Raw genomic sequence first — 14,744 nt, forward strand, 5'->3', positions numbered from 1 at the left:
ACAAATTATTACGCCAGCTGGCGCAGCATGCGGCGCAGCGGTTCGGCGGCGCCCCACAGGAGCTGGTCACCGACGGTGAACGCGGAGAGATACTCCGGCCCCATGTTCAGCTTACGCAGACGGCCAACCGGCGTGGTCAGCGTGCCGGTCACCGCTGCCGGGGTCAGCTCGCGCATAGTGATATCGCGATCGTTTGGTACCACTTTCGCCCACGGGTTGTGCGCGGCCAGCAGCTCTTCCACGGTCGGAATAGACACATCTTTTTTCAGTTTAATGGTGAAGGCCTGGCTGTGGCAGCGCAGTGCGCCGATACGTACGCACAGACCGTCAACCGGAATGGTGTTCGCGGTATTGAGGATTTTGTTGGTCTCAGCCTGGCCTTTCCACTCTTCGCGGGTCTGGCCATTATCCAGCTGCTTGTCGATCCACGGGATCAGGCCACCGGCCAGCGGTACGCCAAAGTTATCCACCGGCAGCTCGCCGCTGCGGGTCAGCTGGGTCACTTTACGCTCGATATCCAGAATAGCGGATGCCGGGTTTGCCAGCTCGGTCGCAACGCTCTGGTGCAGCTGCCCCATCTGGGTCAGCAGCTCGCGCATGTGACGCGCACCGCCGCCGGACGCCGCCTGGTAGGTCGCCACGGAGACCCACTCCACCAGATCCTGCGCGAACAGGCCGCCGAGGGACATCAGCATCAGGCTGACGGTGCAGTTACCGCCAACAAAAGTTTTCACGCCGTTGTTCAGGCCATCGGTGATCACGCCCTGGTTAACCGGGTCGAGAATGATGATGGCATCGTCTTTCATGCGCAGCGACGAGGCCGCATCAATCCAGTAGCCCTGCCAGCCGCTTTCACGCAGCTTTGGATAGATTTCGTTGGTATAATCGCCGCCCTGGCAGGTCACAATAATGTCGAGCGCCTTCAGCGCTTCCAGATCGTAAGCATCCTGCAACGTGCCTGTGGTACCACCAAAGGACGGAGCAGCCTGGCCGAGCTGAGAAGTGGAGAAGAAGACCGGGCGGATAGCGTCGAAATCGCGCTCTTCAACCATGCGTTGCATGAGTACAGAGCCGACCATACCGCGCCAGCCGATAAAACCAACGTTTTTCATAGCATTTTTTTCCTGCTGAGGGTGTGTGCTGATTGTGCAAGCCAGTATTGAACTGGGATATGCTTCACATTACAAAATGCTGCCAAAGTCGCAAGCGAAATTAATCGATGATTGCCCGGCAATCAGAAATACAGCTAATTATCATAATAACCTTAGAGAGTTTCAGGGATAATTTACATGAGTGAAATCATTTCCGCCGCGGTTTTATTGATCCTGATTATGGATCCCCTGGGCAACCTGCCCATCTTCATGTCGGTGCTAAAACACACCGAGCCGAAGCGACGCCGGGCGATCATGATCCGCGAGCTGCTCATCGCCCTGCTGGTGATGTTTATCTTCCTGTTTGCGGGTGAAAAAATTCTCGCATTCCTGAACCTGCGTGCCGAAACCGTGTCGATTTCCGGCGGGATTATTCTGTTCCTGATTGCCATTAAAATGATTTTCCCGAGCGCGGAAGGCAGCAGCAGCGGCCTGCCTGCGGGTGAAGAGCCATTTATTGTGCCGCTGGCGATCCCCCTCGTCGCGGGCCCGACCATTCTGGCCACGCTGATGCTGCTGTCGCATCAGTATCCGAATCAGATGAGCCATCTGGTGATTGCCCTGCTGATTGCCTGGGGCGGGACGTTCATTATCCTGCTGCAGTCGTCCCTGTTCCTGCGCCTGCTGGGCGAAAAAGGGGTAAACGCGCTGGAGCGCCTGATGGGGCTGATTCTGGTCATGATGGCAACGCAGATGTTTCTGGACGGGATCCGGGCGTGGATGAAGGGATGACGTTCTCCCTCTCCCTGGGGGCTGAAGGATCCCCAGTAATTTTTTATCTGAAGCGATTAACGTTTCTTTTTCGAAATTAATGGCTTACAGCGACGCCCTGGTCCGGCTGTAAATCGCCGAAGCGTTTCCGTAAGGCCGGGGCGAGGCGCAGGGATGCGCCGAGAGGGCGTGGCCTGCAGGGATGCAGGCTCATGCCCGACCCGATAGCCTGAAGGAATAAGCTGAGGGGACCGCGAAGCGGCGATTTACCGCCGGGAGCCCGGGTCGCCAGGGTGGTGGCGACTGAGCCACCCTGGCACGTTCAACGGTCATGTCGTTACAGAGTAGCAAGGAACATAAAGTGAACGGAATGACCTCCACAGCCGTATGTTCCCCCTCACCCCAGCCCTCTCCCTCAAGGGAGAGGGGGTCGTCCGTGCAGGCATTATTTTGTGGGGAACCCTCGGCCCACAGGGTGAGGGCATCAGGCCGCAGAAGCCGCCTACCTATCCCTTACGAATCAAATACCGGTACGGCAGCGCCTCAGTCTGCTGTGCCACCAGCTCATGCTCCATAAAGGTACAAAAACCGGGAATGTCGCGGGTCGTGGCCGGGTCGTCGGCGATGATCAGCAGCGTTTCACCGGTCTGCATGTTGCGCACGGTTTTACGTACCATCATTACCGGTTCCGGGCAGCGAAGGCCCTGGGCATCAAGGGTGTGGTCTGGGCTGGAAAACAGGTCGGTCATGATCTTCTCGGTCAGGTAAAAACGGCTGTAGTTTACGCCCGGTTGCGATCAATGCAAACCAGGTTAACGATTGCGTAAAAACTAACCATTGCAATGTCCTGCCAAAGCAGTATCATGCTGCGGTTTTTATTGGGTTCCCTCACCCCAACGTATAAAAAGGTCACAATATGACGCAGTTTTCTGAATCTCAGCGCGTAAAAGCGTTGTTCTGGCTTTCGCTTTTCCATTTGCTGGTGATCACCTCCAGCAACTATCTGGTGCAGCTCCCTATCTCCATCTTTGGTTTTCATACCACCTGGGGCGCGTTCAGTTTCCCGTTTATTTTCCTCGCCACCGATCTGACCGTGCGTATCTTTGGCGCACCGCTGGCTCGCCGCATTATTTTTGCGGTCATGCTCCCGGCGCTGTTCATCTCGTACGGGGTTTCGTCTCTGTTTTATATGGGAAGCTGGCAGGGTTTTGAGGCGTTAACCCACTTCAACCTGTTTGTCGCCCGTATCGCCGCGGCAAGCTTTATGGCCTACGCGCTGGGGCAGATTCTGGACGTACACGTGTTTAACCGCCTGCGTCAGAATCATCGCTGGTGGATGGCGCCCACCGCCTCCACGCTGTTCGGTAACGTGAGCGATACGCTGGCCTTCTTCTTCATCGCCTTCTGGCGTAGCCCGGATGCGTTTATGGCCGAACACTGGATGGAAATCGCGCTGGTGGACTACTGCTTTAAGGTGCTCATCAGCATTGTCTTCTTCCTGCCCATGTACGGCGTGCTGCTGAATATGCTGCTGAAAAGGCTGGCAGATAAATCTGAAATCACGGCATTGCAGGCAGGTTAAGGGTTCGCTTTATCAGTTGTGATAAGATGAACGAATGAGCCGTTATGGCCGTTTATCGAAAGGAAGAAGTCAATGCGCAATCTGGTTAAATATGTCGGGATTGGCCTGCTGGTTGTGGGTCTTGCAGCCTGTGATAACAGCGACACGAAAACGCCTGCTCAGGGCGCATCCGCAGAAAGCAATGCGACCGGTCAGCCGGTGAATCTGATGGATGGCAAACTCAGCTTCTCTCTGCCAGCCGATATGACTGACCAGAGCGGCAAGCTGGGCACTCAGGCGAACAACATGCACGTTTACTCCGACGCAACCGGGCAGAAAGCGGTCATTGTGATTGTGGGCGACGACACCAGCGAAGATCTGGCCGTCCTGTCCAAACGTCTTGAAGATCAGCAGCGCGGCCGCGACCCGCAACTGCAGGTCGTGACCAATAAATCCATCGAGTTGAAAGGCCATAAGCTGCAGCAGCTGGACAGCATCATCTCTGCGAAAGGCCAGACCGCTTACTCCTCTGTCGTGCTGGGCAAGGTCGATAACAAACTCCTGACCCTGCAGATCACCCTGCCAGCGGAAGATCAGCAGAAAGCGCAGACGGCTGCTGAAAACATCATTAACACCATCGTGATCCAGTAACGTTTCACGATGATGACGTGGCCTCCGGTGCCTGCACCGGGGGCCATTTTTTTAGCCGCCACGTCAGAAGCAAGGCCACGATCACCAGACCCGCTGCGGCAAGGTAGATCACCGGCACGCCTGCCCAGGCCATCACCAGCCCCGCCAGCGGGCCGGTAATGCCTAACGACATATCCATAAACACCGTATAGGTCGCCAGCGCGGCGCCCTGATTCTGCGGCGGCACGGCTTTAACCGCCACCACGCCCAGCGCCGGGAAGACCAGTGAAAAACCGGCTCCCGCGAGGAAGACGCCCACTTTCGCGACCCAGGGCACCATCGCTATTCCGGTCAGCAGCAGCCCGACAATTTCTATCGCAAAGCAGATCATCGACACGTTCAGCCCACCCAGACGGTTGATGCCGTTAGGGAAAAGCAGGCGCGCGCCAACAAACGCACAGCTGAACAGGGTTAACGCAAAGGCCGCGCCGTCCCAGCCTTTGGCGTCATAGAACAGGGTAATGAAGGTCGCGATCACACCGAAGCCGGTGGTCGCCAGCGCCAGGGCCATGCCGTACGGCCAGACGCGCCCCAGCACCGCCCGAAACGGCAGCGGCTTGCCCTTGCTGGCCTTCACTTTCGGGCGCGGCAGCGCAAACAGAATCGCCAGCAGCGCGACCGCCATGATGGTGACGGCCAGCCCATACAGCCCGCCAAACGCATAGCAGGCCACGCCGAGCGGCGCACCGAGCGCCATCGCACCGTAGGTGACAATCCCGTTCCAGGAGATCACCCGGCCAATGTGCGGCGCACCGACAACCCCCACGCCCCACAGCGTCGAGCCGGTTCCCGCCAGGCTTTGCCCGATGCCGAGGATGACGCGGCCCAGGCAGAGGAGCGCCAGGCTGACCAGCGGCCAGTGGCTGGCTGAGGCAGCCAGCAGGTAGCTCAGGCCACTGAGGAAGCAGCCGCACAATCCCACCACCACGATGCTTTTTGGACCGAACGTGTCCGCGTAGCGACCGGCATGCGGTCGGCTCAGGAGTGTCGCGAAATACTGCAGGCTAATCACCAGCCCAGCCCAGAAGGCACTGAAGCCCATCACGTCATGGACATAGCCCGGCAGGACCGCCAGCGGCAGGCCGATGGTGAGATAGCTGGCAAAGTTGAAAATAACAACGGAAACGATGCGCAGATTGAGGCGCAGTCCGCTCAGTGCCGTTTCAGCGGCAGGTTCGGGCATGGGGTTCTACCTGGATTTTTTACAACAGTGTTTCACTATTACCACGCCCCAATAAGAAAATCAGCACCGACTTTCAGATTAACGGTGCCAGACGAAGCGAAGCCCGGGCACTACACTTACCGGGTCATCATTTTAAGGAACACGCATGATCGCTAACCCGTCCGACAAAGCAGGACTCCACATCTTATTAAAGCTCGCCTGTCTGGTGGTTATCCTTGCGGGTATCCATGCTGCCGCTGACATTATTGTCCAGCTCCTGCTGGCGCTCTTTTTTGCCATTGTGCTTAATCCTCTGGTCACCTGGTTTCTTCGCCGGGGCGTCAGCCGTCCGGTCGCCATCACCATTGTCGTCATCGTGATGCTGATTGCCCTGACGGCGCTCTTCGGCGTGCTGGCGGCCTCGCTGAGTGAATTCTCCACCATGCTGCCGCAGTACAACAAAGAGCTGACGCGTAAGATTGTGGCGCTGCAGGAGATGGTGCCCTTTCTCAATCTGCATATCTCACCTGAACGGATGCTGCGCAGGATGGATTCCGAGAAGGTCATGACCTACGCCACCACGCTGATGACGGGGCTTTCCGGCGCAATGGCCAGCATTCTGCTGCTGGTCATGACGGTGGTGTTTATGCTGTTTGAAGTCCGCCACGTCCCCTATAAGCTGCGCTTTGCGTTGAATAATCCCCAAATTCACATTGCCGGATTACACCGGGCGCTGAAGGGGGTCTCAAAATATCTGGCGCTGAAAACGCTGCTGAGCGTCTGGACCGGGGTGATTGTCTGGCTGGGGCTGATGCTGATGGACGTGCAGTTCGCGCTGATGTGGGGCGTACTGGCCTTTCTGCTCAACTACGTGCCCAATATTGGCGCGGTGCTTTCCGCCGTACCGCCGATGATTCAGGCGTTTCTGTTTAACGGTTTTTACGAATGCATGCTGGTTGGCGCGCTGTTCCTCGTGGTGCATATGGTGCTGGGCAATATTCTCGAGCCGCGCATGATGGGGCACCGGCTGGGCATGTCGACGCTGGTCGTATTTTTATCCTTACTGATTTGGGGATGGCTGCTGGGCCCGGTCGGTATGCTGCTCTCGGTCCCTCTGACCAGCGTGTGTAAGATCTGGATGGAGACCACAAAAGGCGGCAGCAAGCTGGCGATCCTGCTCGGGCCGGGGAGGCCAAAAAGCCGGTTGCCTGGGTAAGCACTCTCGTCTGGTTAGCCATTACCGGGGACAATAGATTATAGTAATGGTTTCGCCGCGCAACTTTGCGACTCTCTCTGTTTTGACTGAAGGCCAGACGCTATATGTACCAGGTTTTTCTGGGAAAAATCTCCTCGCTGAGCACCAATCGCTGGGCTGAAGCACTCTCCCGACACGCGCCCGAAGGCGCCCAGCGTGCGCGCTGGCTGGCGGGTCGCGGGTTGCTTTCGCGTCTGCTGGCCCCGAAGTCACTGCCGGAGATTATCCACAACGAACAGGGGAAACCCCTTTTTGCCGGCGACTATCCGCTGTGGTTCAGCCTTAGCCACGCGGATGATGACATTGCGTTAATTATCAGTGACGAAGGTAACGTGGGCTGTTCACTGGAACGTATTCGCCCGCAGGATAACTGGCACACGCTCGCCAATGCCGTCTTCAGCGGCGCCGAGCATGAAGAGCTGGAAAAGGAAACGCCAGAGAGCCAGCTTACGGCATTCTGGCGCATCTGGACGCGAAAAGAAGCGATCGTTAAACAGAGCGGCGGTCACGCCTGGCAAATGGTTAGCATTGACAGTACCGCCCGCGCATTTCACTCAGTCAGCCACTGCCGGATAGACTCGCTGAGTCTTGCGGTCTGTACCGCGACGCCCTTTGAGCTCAGGGCCGGCTTGATCCATTCTGCTGACGACGTGCTGGCCGAAAAATCGTCAACACACCCAGAATAATAAACCCGACCCCCACCAGCCCGTGCCAGGAGAAACGTTCTTCCCAGCCCGGCAGCAGGATCGCGGCGCCCCACACCAGGATATAGCTAAGACTCAGCAAGGCATACGCTTTGCTGAGCGCCATGCGATGCAGCGCCAGGTACCAGCAGCCCATCGAGGCCACATATCCCATCAACCCCAGCAGCAGCGCCGCCGTGCCGGATGAGAAGTGCCACAGCGCGGAAATAAGCGCCAGAACATCGCTGACCGGCGGCAGTGACTGCATCGCACTGCGCAGCAACAGCTGCGCGGCGCTGACTAACAGCACGCTGCATAAGGCCCAGAACGCCCCTTTCACAGGCTTCCTCCCAGGATAACAATCCCAATGATGATCAACCCTACCCCCAGCCAGTGATGCGATGCGACGGTTTCACGCCAGAATACCTTCGCCGCCAGCGTCACCCAGACAAAATTGAGGCTCAGCATAGGGTAGGCAATGCCGACAGGCAGGCGCTGCAGCACCACCAGCCAGACCAGCATCCCACTGCCCAGCGCCAGCAGGGCCAGGCCAAGCCACAGCGCGATATGCACGCCACGCCGCCCGGCTTTCGCCGGACGGGTAGCCTGTTTCTGGCACAGCTGTCCTGCACAGCTGAGCAGGCTTGCCAGTACCAGCCAGATCCAGGTCATCACTTCGGCAGATACTGCAGGTAGGCCAGACGGCCCTGGATATACAGGCTGTCCGGTTCTGGCAGATTAGCCCGCGAAAGGTCATCGCGTTTTGACAGCAGGATAACCAGCGATACGCGTCCCTGCTGACGGTGCTCTGCCAGCCACTGCGCGAAGTCATCTTTACCGACAAAACGATCTTTCACATCAGGATAATCCAGCCCGTAGCGCAGTTCGCCACTCTGACCATACAGCGTGATATCATTGCGCTTCAGCTCCCACGCCAGGCCAGCGGCCACGCCCACGTTATTGGCCAGCACGTAACGGCTGTCCTGAAGCGGCTCGCGCACGGTGTCGACCAGCGACTGCGGCTGTTTGGAATCCACCACCAGGTTAGGAATGGCAAAACCAATCAGCAGCGCCAGGCCCGCAGGGCAGAACGCCGCCAGCCACCAGCGCTGCTGGCTCTGCCTGAACGTAAACCAGCCTACCGCGGCCCAGATGAGGAACGCGACCACCGCGCAGAACACTTTATACAGTTCGACCGAGGTCCAGACCGGATGCTTAGACAGTCCCCACGGGGAGACCACCAGCGCCGCCACCACGCCGATAACGCCAAACGCCAGGTTAATCCCGCCGTTAATGCGCAACGCTCTGGCGCCTTTCTCCGCCGCGAGGCAGGCATAGCGCGCCATCAGGATCGCCAGCGGGGCAAAGCACGGCAGGATGTAGGTCGGCAGCTTGCCTTTGGCGATGCTGAAGAACAGCAGCGGCATCACCACCCATCCCAGCAGATAGAACCCGCCGCCCGCGTTTTGTCGGTCATTCCAGCCGAGACGAAACGCGCCGGGCAGCAGTGCCAGCCACGGCAGGCTACCCGCAATCAGGAACGGTATGTAGTACCAGAACGGGGCTTTGTGCTGCGCGTCGCTCTGGGCGAAACGCTGAATATGCTCCACCCAGAAGAAGTAACGCCAGAAGTCAGGCTCACGCTGCGCAATGGCCAGCCCCCATGGCAGAACAATCAGCACGCAGCTCAGGATCGCGAGCCAGCCAAAAATCAGCACCTCTTTCCAGCGCTTCTGGGCGATCACCCACGGCAGCACGCCAATCACCGGTACCGCCAGTGCCAGGAAGCCTTTGGTCATCACCCCCATCCCGCAGGCCAGCCCAAGCAGCACATAGCCGCCCGCTTTTCCGGCAACGGTTTGGGCCTGTGACGCCAGCCAGAAGCTGCACATCGCCGCCACCAGCCACAGGGTGATGATAGGATCCAGCACCGCATACGTGCCGATGCCATACACCAGGAACAGGGTCAGGAAGATCAGGCCGGAGAAAATGGCTGTCCGCTTATCCCGCCAGAGACGCCAGGCCATCCAGATAACCAGCAGTGCGGCTAAACCGGTGGAGAAGATGGACCCGGCGCGCACGGCGAGGTTCGTGTGCCCGAACAGCATCTGCCCGATGCTGTTGACCCAGTAGCCAGCAATTGGTTTTTCAAAGTAACGCAGCCCCAGAAAATGCGGGACAACCCAGTCTCCGGAGGCCAGCATTTCGCGGCTGATTTCCGCATAGCGCGTTTCATCAGGCTGCCAAAGCAGGCGGATATCGACCGGAATGAGGTAGTAAACGATAAACAGTGCGAGAAGCGCTAAGCCATAACGGGCTGTTTTCATGGGACCGGACTCACGGTTTGTTGATAACCAAGCCAACCTTCCCGGCCAGCCAGTTCATTACGGACAACTTTGCCCACGGGCAGGGTGCTGAGGTCGTCTGGCAGCAGCTCGCTCAACGGGCAGAATTCGATGCCCTCCTGAGCGGCCATCGTCAGCAGTTCGTCGAAATCATGCTGATACGCAATCCCTTCCACTTCGGCATGGATGGTATACACCGGCGTACCGGCGTCACGATGAATGCGGTCCAGAATGTAGCGATTGAACTCATCCGCCTTAACCTCGCGTCCAACCACTTCATCCCAGGTGGGAAGCGTGACCGGAATTTGCACCGTACCGTAGCGATTTTCGCCTAACAGCGGCAAAAAGGGCCCGGTTCCGCGGCAATCGCTGTTGTAGCGAAACGCGAAGGCCTCTTTGGCCTTCACGACGCGCTGATCCGCACGCCATCCCGCCACGGCGGAGCAGCGCACGGGCTGACCGATAATGGCCTCCAGCTCCAGCATCCCACGCTCGACCTCACGGGACAGGCGCGGGATATCCCAGACGCCCGCCCAGGCTTGCCAGGCATGGTGATCCCAGGCGTGCAGACCCACCTCATGATGCTGCGCCGCCTCGCGGATAACCGCTTCATTACCCGCGCCGATGCGTCTGCCGGGCCAGGCGGTGCCGGCCAGCAAAATATCCCAGCCGTAGAGGGATGCTGCGCGCGAGCGCAGCATTTTGTACAGAAATGCCGGTTTAACCAGACGCCATAAATGGCGTCCCATGTTGTCAGGCCCCACGCTAAAGAAAATGCTGGAGCGCACACCGTGCTTGCTCAGCAGTTCCAGCAGTTTGGGTACGCCGTCACGCGTTCCCCTGAAGGTGTCGACATCAATGCGTAAACCGACTTTTTTCATGAGACCTGTTCCGACAGCTCCACGGTGCGCAGGAAGAAATCAAGCGTTTCATCAATGGTCTGTTCCATCTTCACGGTCGGCGTCCAGTTCAGGCAGCGCTTCGCATTGCGAATGCTTGGCTTACGGTGCTCAACGTCCTGATACCCTTTACCGTAGTAGCTGCTGCTTTCCACTTCGCGGAAACCGGCAAACGGCGGGAATCTATCGCGCAGCGGATGACGCTCAAAGCTGGCCAGCAGCATCTCGGCCAGTTCGCGAATGCTCGCTTCGTTGTCCGGGTTACCGATGTTGATGATTTCACCGTTGCAGCGGTTATCTTTGTTTTCGATGATGCGGAACAGCGCTTCGATACCGTCGCTGATATCCGTAAAGCAGCGTTTTTGTTTCCCACCTTCGATAAGCTTAATTGGCGAGCCTTCTACCAGGTTCAGGATCAACTGGGTGATTGCACGGGAGCTGCCGATACGCGCCGCGTTCAGGTTGTCCAGACGTGGCCCCATCCAGTTGAACGGACGGAACAGGGTAAAGCGCAGGCCCTCTTTCTCACCGTAGGCCCAAATCACGCGGTCCAGCAGCTGTTTGGAGACGGAGTAAATCCAGCGCTGTTTGTTGATCGGCCCGACCACCAGGTTGGAGGTGTCTTCATCGAAGTTCTTATCGGTACACATGCCGTACACTTCAGAGGTGGACGGGAAGATGATGCGCTTGTCGTATTTCACGCAGTCGCGGATGATCTTCAGGTTCTCTTCGAAGTCCAGCTCAAACACGCGCAGCGGGTTACGGGTGTACTCGATTGGCGTGGCAATAGCGACCAGCGGCAGCACCACGTCGCATTTCTTAATGTGGTATTCAATCCACTCGGAATGGATGCTAATGTCCCCTTCCACGAAGTGGAAGCGCGGGTTGTCGAGGAAGCGGCTGATGGCATCAGAGCCGATATCCAGACCGTAAATCTCGTAGTTATCGTCCTTAAGCAGACGTTCGGTCAGGTGGTTACCGATAAAACCGTTCACGCCGAGGATCAGCACGCGGGTGCGGCGTTTGATGGCAACAACCGGTGCGCTGGTGATCAGCGCCCCGGCCACCAGGCCCAACGACTGCGCCAGCTGTGTGCCCTGAACGTACAGGCCATTGTCGGTTTGTCCGGTAACGATCTCCAGCGCCTGCTCGCCGCAGCTCACAATCAGCGGGGAGACGGAGACGACGGTGCCCGGTTTTGCCGCCGGAATGTCGTCACGCACGCGGGATTTCCAGACGATGAATTTGCTTACGCCCGCAAAGCTGTAGGCGCCCGGCCACGGATCGGTTACGGCGCGCACCAGGTTGTGCAGCTCGCGGGCCGGTTTGTTCCAGTCCAGACGACCATCTTCCGGCGCGCGGCGACCAAAGCAGCTTGCCTTGCTCTCGTCCTGCGCGGTCTCGCTGAAGGTGCCGTTGAGGATGGCAGGAAGGGCATCACGCAGCAGCGTCTGTGCCGTCGCGTTCAGCTTCTGATGCAGCTGAAGCGCGGTATCGTCCGCATCAATAGCGACCTTCTGCTGTGCCACGATAGCGCCCGCATCCGCACGGCGCACCATGCGGTGCAGCGTCACGCCCGTTTCCGTTTCACCGTTCACCAGCACCCAGTTCAGCGGGGCGCGGCCACGGTAGGCAGGCAGCAGAGAACCGTGAAGATTAAAGGCACCTTTCGCGGCCAGGCCTAAGATCTCGTCAGAGAGCAGGTTGCGATAGTAGAACGAGAAGATCACGTCAGGCGCGAGGGCGCGGATGCGATCCACCCACAGCGGGTGGTTGACGTCGTCCGGCGCATAAACCGGGATACCGCGCTCGGCGGCGATACGCGCTACGGAGCCGAAAAAGTTGTTTTCTCCAGCCGTGTCCGGATGGGTAAAGATTGCCGCAATGTCATAGCCCGCTTCCAGCAGGGCCAGCGTGCCCGTGCACCCCATATCGTGATAGGCAAATACAACAGCTTTCATGGGTGAATTTCCTCTTGAGATGCTTTGTGTTCCTGACGGACAACACGTTGAATAAAGTAGCGCGGACGCGCGCGAACATCGTTATAGATACGGCCAATGTATTCACCGAGGAGACCCATCCCGACAAACTGGGCGCCGATGAACATAAACAGCACGGCAAAGAGCATAAAGACCCCTTCCGCCGCCCACTGCGGGCCAAAGACCAGGCGCAGTACCACCAGCAGGACAGAAATCGCAAAGCCCGCCAGCGCAATAATGCTGCCGAAAACGCTCAGCAGACGCAGCGGCGTGGTGGTCAGGCAGGTGATGAGGTCATACATCAGGTTGATGAGACGCATAAAGCTGTACTTCGATTCCCCGTGCTCGCGCTCGGCGTGCAGAACCGGGATTTCCGTTGCCTTACGGGCAAAGGTATTCGCCAGAATGGGAATAAAGGTGCTGCGCTCATGGCAATGCAGCATGGCGTCGACGATATGGCGGCGGTAGGCGCGCAGCATGCAGCCGTAATCGCCCATCGCTTTACCGGTCGTGCGCTGGATAAGACGGTTGATGGTGCGCGAGGCCAGCTTACGGAACAGGCTGTCCTGACGGTTCTGACGGACCGTGCCGACCACGTCATAGCCTTCGTCGGCTTTGGCCACCAGGCGCGGGATCTCTTCCGGCGGGTTTTGCAGGTCCGCGTCCAGGGTGATGATCAGATCGCCCGTGACGTGGCTAAACCCCGCCATAATCGCCGAGTGCTGGCCGTAGTTACGGTTGAGCAGCACGGCTACGATGTGGCTGCCTTCAACCTGCGCGGCTTCGGTCAGCATCAGCGCGGAATTATCGCTACTGCCATCATCCACCAGCAGAATTTCGTAGGCCTTGCCCATCGTGTCACAGGCGGCCGTTGTACGGCGGATCAGTTCGGGCAGGCTCTCCTGCTCGTTATAAACCGGGATTACCACGGATACTTTTTGTACAGGCGGTGCACTGAACATATCAATGTCCTGCAAGCTGATGGAGTGCGGTAATGACGCGGGTTGTGTCGTCATGAGTCATGTCCGGGAAAAGAGGGAGAGAACAAATACGCGCGCTATTCCATTCAGAATTCGGGAGCGATACATCAGGAAAACGCTCGCGGTAGTATTTTTGCGTGTGGGCCGCGCGGAAATGGAGGCCGGTACCGATGCCTTTCTCTTTCAGCGCCGCCATCAGGTTGTCGCGTGAGATCCCGCAGCGCGCTTCATCAACGCGAATAATAAACAGGTGCCAGGCGTGCACGTGCGGCCATGACGGAATAGTGAGCGGCTGGAACGGCGTATCGGCAAGCTCCCGCAGGTAGCGTTCAGCGATTTCCTGGCGGCGTTTGTTGGCCTCTTTCAGTTTGCCTAACTGCACCAGCGCCAGCGCGGCGTTGATGTCCGCCAGGTTGTATTTATAGCCCGGCGCGATCACTTCCGCCTGCGGCGCGCGGCCATGCGTCTGGCGATCATAGGCGTCTACGCCCAGGCCATGGAATTTCAGACTGCGGATCCGCTGTGCCAGCTGCGCGTTATCGGTGACCACCAGGCCGCCTTCTGCGCAGGTCATGTTTTTAATGGCGTGGAAGGAAAAAATTGCCGTTCCTTTCCAGCCCACGTGACGGTTTTTGTAATACGTTCCGGCGGCATGGGCCGCATCTTCAATCACCGGAATACCGTGACGTTCACCAATGGCATGGATAGCGTCGATTTCACACGGCGCGCCGGCATAGTGAACGGGAATAATGGCTTTGGTACGCGGGGTAATGGCAGCTTCAACGGCTTCTGGCGTCACCATTAATGTGTCTTTATCCACATCAATCATGACTGGCGTGGCGCCCAGCAATACGATCATATTCAGCGTGGACACCCAGGTCTGGGAAGGGGTAATGACTTCATCGCCCGGGCCAATATCCAGCGCCATCAGCGTAACATGCATGCCCGCGGTGGCGGAACAGACGGCAATCGCATGCTGATTCCCGGTAAGTTGACAGAATGCCTCTTCAAGTTCCTGATTCTTAGGCCCCGTGGTGATCCAGCCCGACATCAAAACGTCCTGAAGCGCCGCAATTTCCTCAGCGCCCATCGACGGTCGCGAAAAAGGCAGAAAATCACTCATTATTAATTTCCTTGCTGTATTAAAGGCGTCATCTTTTACTGCGCTGTCGTTATGGGCAGCTCAATGGAATCATGCAAGATGGTTATTAAATAAAGACCAAATAAAATTAAGTCGCTATAACAGTTATGTCAACAAACCATCAACTGAAGCAAAAGTAGCGTCGTTTTCTTAGGAAAAAATTAAGACAGAGGGGAAGCAGAAGAGG

Annotated in this window: 15 protein-coding genes; 5 read left to right on the top strand and 10 right to left on the bottom strand. The window is 57.8% G+C overall.

What is annotated here, in order from left to right; genetic code table 11:
- Positions 1 to 8: 8 nt before the first annotated feature.
- Entirely contained in the window at positions 9 to 1,112 is a 1,104-nt protein-coding gene (asd, locus tag ACMWJS_RS16450) for an aspartate-semialdehyde dehydrogenase (protein WP_024908885.1), read from the bottom strand.
- Positions 1,113 to 1,289: 177 nt separating this feature from the next.
- Here asd and yhgN point away from each other — a divergent pair, with 177 nt between their 5' ends.
- Complete coding sequence (gene yhgN / locus ACMWJS_RS16455; RefSeq protein WP_003861574.1) at positions 1,290 to 1,883, top strand: NAAT family transporter YhgN; 594 nt, start codon at positions 1,290 to 1,292, stop codon at positions 1,881 to 1,883.
- Positions 1,884 to 2,368: 485 nt separating this feature from the next.
- Here the strand turns inward: yhgN and tusA are convergent, their stop codons facing one another.
- Complete coding sequence (gene tusA / locus ACMWJS_RS16460) at positions 2,369 to 2,611, bottom strand: sulfurtransferase TusA (RefSeq protein WP_008503071.1); 243 nt, start codon at positions 2,609 to 2,611, stop codon at positions 2,369 to 2,371.
- A 167-nt stretch (positions 2,612 to 2,778) separates the two neighbouring features.
- Here tusA and ACMWJS_RS16465 point away from each other — a divergent pair, with 167 nt between their 5' ends.
- On the top strand, positions 2,779 to 3,444 hold the full coding sequence (locus ACMWJS_RS16465; protein ID WP_008503072.1) for a 7-cyano-7-deazaguanine/7-aminomethyl-7-deazaguanine transporter: 666 nt from the start codon (positions 2,779 to 2,781) through the stop codon (positions 3,442 to 3,444).
- Between the two features lie 72 nt (positions 3,445 to 3,516).
- Entirely contained in the window at positions 3,517 to 4,074 is a 558-nt protein-coding gene (locus ACMWJS_RS16470) for a DcrB family lipoprotein (RefSeq protein WP_008503073.1), read from the top strand.
- 4 nt (positions 4,075 to 4,078) lie between these two features.
- Here ACMWJS_RS16470 and ACMWJS_RS16475 read toward each other — a convergent pair whose 3' ends face one another.
- Positions 4,079 to 5,296 carry an MFS transporter gene (locus ACMWJS_RS16475; RefSeq protein ID WP_414747316.1) on the bottom strand — a complete coding sequence of 406 codons (1,218 nt, stop codon included), beginning with the start codon at positions 5,294 to 5,296 and terminating at the stop codon, positions 4,079 to 4,081.
- 145 nt (positions 5,297 to 5,441) lie between these two features.
- Between ACMWJS_RS16475 and ACMWJS_RS16480 the strand changes: the two genes are divergently transcribed.
- Together ACMWJS_RS16480 and acpT are read left to right on the top strand one after the other, a co-directional pair.
- Positions 5,442 to 6,491, top strand: coding sequence for an AI-2E family transporter (locus ACMWJS_RS16480; RefSeq protein WP_045909021.1), 1,050 nt, complete (start codon positions 5,442 to 5,444; stop codon positions 6,489 to 6,491).
- Positions 6,492 to 6,595: 104 nt separating this feature from the next.
- Complete coding sequence (gene acpT / locus ACMWJS_RS16485) at positions 6,596 to 7,216, top strand: 4'-phosphopantetheinyl transferase AcpT (protein ID WP_063622753.1); 621 nt, start codon at positions 6,596 to 6,598, stop codon at positions 7,214 to 7,216.
- On the opposite strand, the gene arnF is transcribed toward acpT, so the two are convergent.
- From arnF to arnB, 7 genes are read right to left on the bottom strand one after another with little or no spacing between them, the layout of a single operon-like run.
- On the bottom strand, positions 7,149 to 7,553 hold the full coding sequence (gene arnF / locus ACMWJS_RS16490; RefSeq protein ID WP_414747317.1) for a 4-amino-4-deoxy-L-arabinose-phosphoundecaprenol flippase subunit ArnF: 405 nt from the start codon (positions 7,551 to 7,553) through the stop codon (positions 7,149 to 7,151). The genes acpT and arnF overlap by 68 nt on opposite strands.
- A complete protein-coding gene (arnE, locus tag ACMWJS_RS16495) occupies positions 7,550 to 7,885 on the bottom strand; it encodes a 4-amino-4-deoxy-L-arabinose-phosphoundecaprenol flippase subunit ArnE (protein ID WP_048226328.1) in 336 nt (111 codons plus the stop codon). Before arnE ends, arnF begins: the two co-directional genes overlap by 4 nt.
- Positions 7,885 to 9,540 carry a lipid IV(A) 4-amino-4-deoxy-L-arabinosyltransferase gene (gene arnT, locus ACMWJS_RS16500; RefSeq protein ID WP_069720556.1) on the bottom strand — a complete coding sequence of 552 codons (1,656 nt, stop codon included), beginning with the start codon at positions 9,538 to 9,540 and terminating at the stop codon, positions 7,885 to 7,887. The genes arnE and arnT overlap by 1 nt, the downstream gene beginning before the upstream one ends.
- Positions 9,537 to 10,439 (bottom strand): 4-deoxy-4-formamido-L-arabinose-phosphoundecaprenol deformylase, encoded by a 903-nt coding sequence (gene arnD / locus ACMWJS_RS16505; protein ID WP_048226324.1) that lies wholly within the window; start codon positions 10,437 to 10,439, stop codon positions 9,537 to 9,539. The genes arnT and arnD overlap by 4 nt, the downstream gene beginning before the upstream one ends.
- On the bottom strand, positions 10,436 to 12,418 hold the full coding sequence (arnA, locus tag ACMWJS_RS16510) for a bifunctional UDP-4-amino-4-deoxy-L-arabinose formyltransferase/UDP-glucuronic acid oxidase ArnA (RefSeq protein ID WP_414747318.1): 1,983 nt from the start codon (positions 12,416 to 12,418) through the stop codon (positions 10,436 to 10,438). Before arnA ends, arnD begins: the two co-directional genes overlap by 4 nt.
- Entirely contained in the window at positions 12,415 to 13,398 is a 984-nt protein-coding gene (gene arnC / locus ACMWJS_RS16515) for an undecaprenyl-phosphate 4-deoxy-4-formamido-L-arabinose transferase (RefSeq protein ID WP_048027754.1), read from the bottom strand. Before arnC ends, arnA begins: the two co-directional genes overlap by 4 nt.
- 1 nt (position 13,399) lies before the next feature.
- Positions 13,400 to 14,539: a UDP-4-amino-4-deoxy-L-arabinose aminotransferase gene (gene arnB, locus ACMWJS_RS16520; RefSeq protein ID WP_048027756.1), complete on the bottom strand. Its 1,140-nt coding sequence runs from the start codon at positions 14,537 to 14,539 to the stop codon at positions 13,400 to 13,402.
- Positions 14,540 to 14,744: the final 205 nt, after the last annotated feature.

Origin of the sequence: Enterobacter sp. HK-058-C-ECC (assembly GCF_047531125.1) — a bacterium.
GTDB lineage: Bacteria > Pseudomonadota > Gammaproteobacteria > Enterobacterales > Enterobacteriaceae > Enterobacter > Enterobacter quasiroggenkampii.

What these genes read in the sequence shown, in the direction of transcription:
- asd (WP_024908885.1), bottom strand. Translation starts at nt 1,112, where the DNA reads ATGAAAAACGTTGGTTTTATCGGCTGGCGCGGTATGGTCGGCTCTGTA.
- yhgN (WP_003861574.1), top strand. Translation starts at nt 1,290, where the DNA reads ATGAGTGAAATCATTTCCGCCGCGGTTTTATTGATCCTGATTATGGAT.
- tusA (WP_008503071.1), bottom strand. Translation starts at nt 2,611, where the DNA reads ATGACCGACCTGTTTTCCAGCCCAGACCACACCCTTGATGCCCAGGGC.
- ACMWJS_RS16465 (WP_008503072.1), top strand. Translation starts at nt 2,779, where the DNA reads ATGACGCAGTTTTCTGAATCTCAGCGCGTAAAAGCGTTGTTCTGGCTT.
- ACMWJS_RS16470 (WP_008503073.1), top strand. Translation starts at nt 3,517, where the DNA reads ATGCGCAATCTGGTTAAATATGTCGGGATTGGCCTGCTGGTTGTGGGT.
- ACMWJS_RS16475 (WP_414747316.1), bottom strand. Translation starts at nt 5,296, where the DNA reads ATGCCCGAACCTGCCGCTGAAACGGCACTGAGCGGACTGCGCCTCAAT.
- ACMWJS_RS16480 (WP_045909021.1), top strand. Translation starts at nt 5,442, where the DNA reads ATGATCGCTAACCCGTCCGACAAAGCAGGACTCCACATCTTATTAAAG.
- acpT (WP_063622753.1), top strand. Translation starts at nt 6,596, where the DNA reads ATGTACCAGGTTTTTCTGGGAAAAATCTCCTCGCTGAGCACCAATCGC.
- arnE (WP_048226328.1), bottom strand. Translation starts at nt 7,885, where the DNA reads ATGACCTGGATCTGGCTGGTACTGGCAAGCCTGCTCAGCTGTGCAGGA.
- arnT (WP_069720556.1), bottom strand. Translation starts at nt 9,540, where the DNA reads ATGAAAACAGCCCGTTATGGCTTAGCGCTTCTCGCACTGTTTATCGTT.
- arnD (WP_048226324.1), bottom strand. Translation starts at nt 10,439, where the DNA reads ATGAAAAAAGTCGGTTTACGCATTGATGTCGACACCTTCAGGGGAACG.
- arnA (WP_414747318.1), bottom strand. Translation starts at nt 12,418, where the DNA reads ATGAAAGCTGTTGTATTTGCCTATCACGATATGGGGTGCACGGGCACG.
- arnC (WP_048027754.1), bottom strand. Translation starts at nt 13,398, where the DNA reads ATGTTCAGTGCACCGCCTGTACAAAAAGTATCCGTGGTAATCCCGGTT.
- arnB (WP_048027756.1), bottom strand. Translation starts at nt 14,539, where the DNA reads ATGAGTGATTTTCTGCCTTTTTCGCGACCGTCGATGGGCGCTGAGGAA.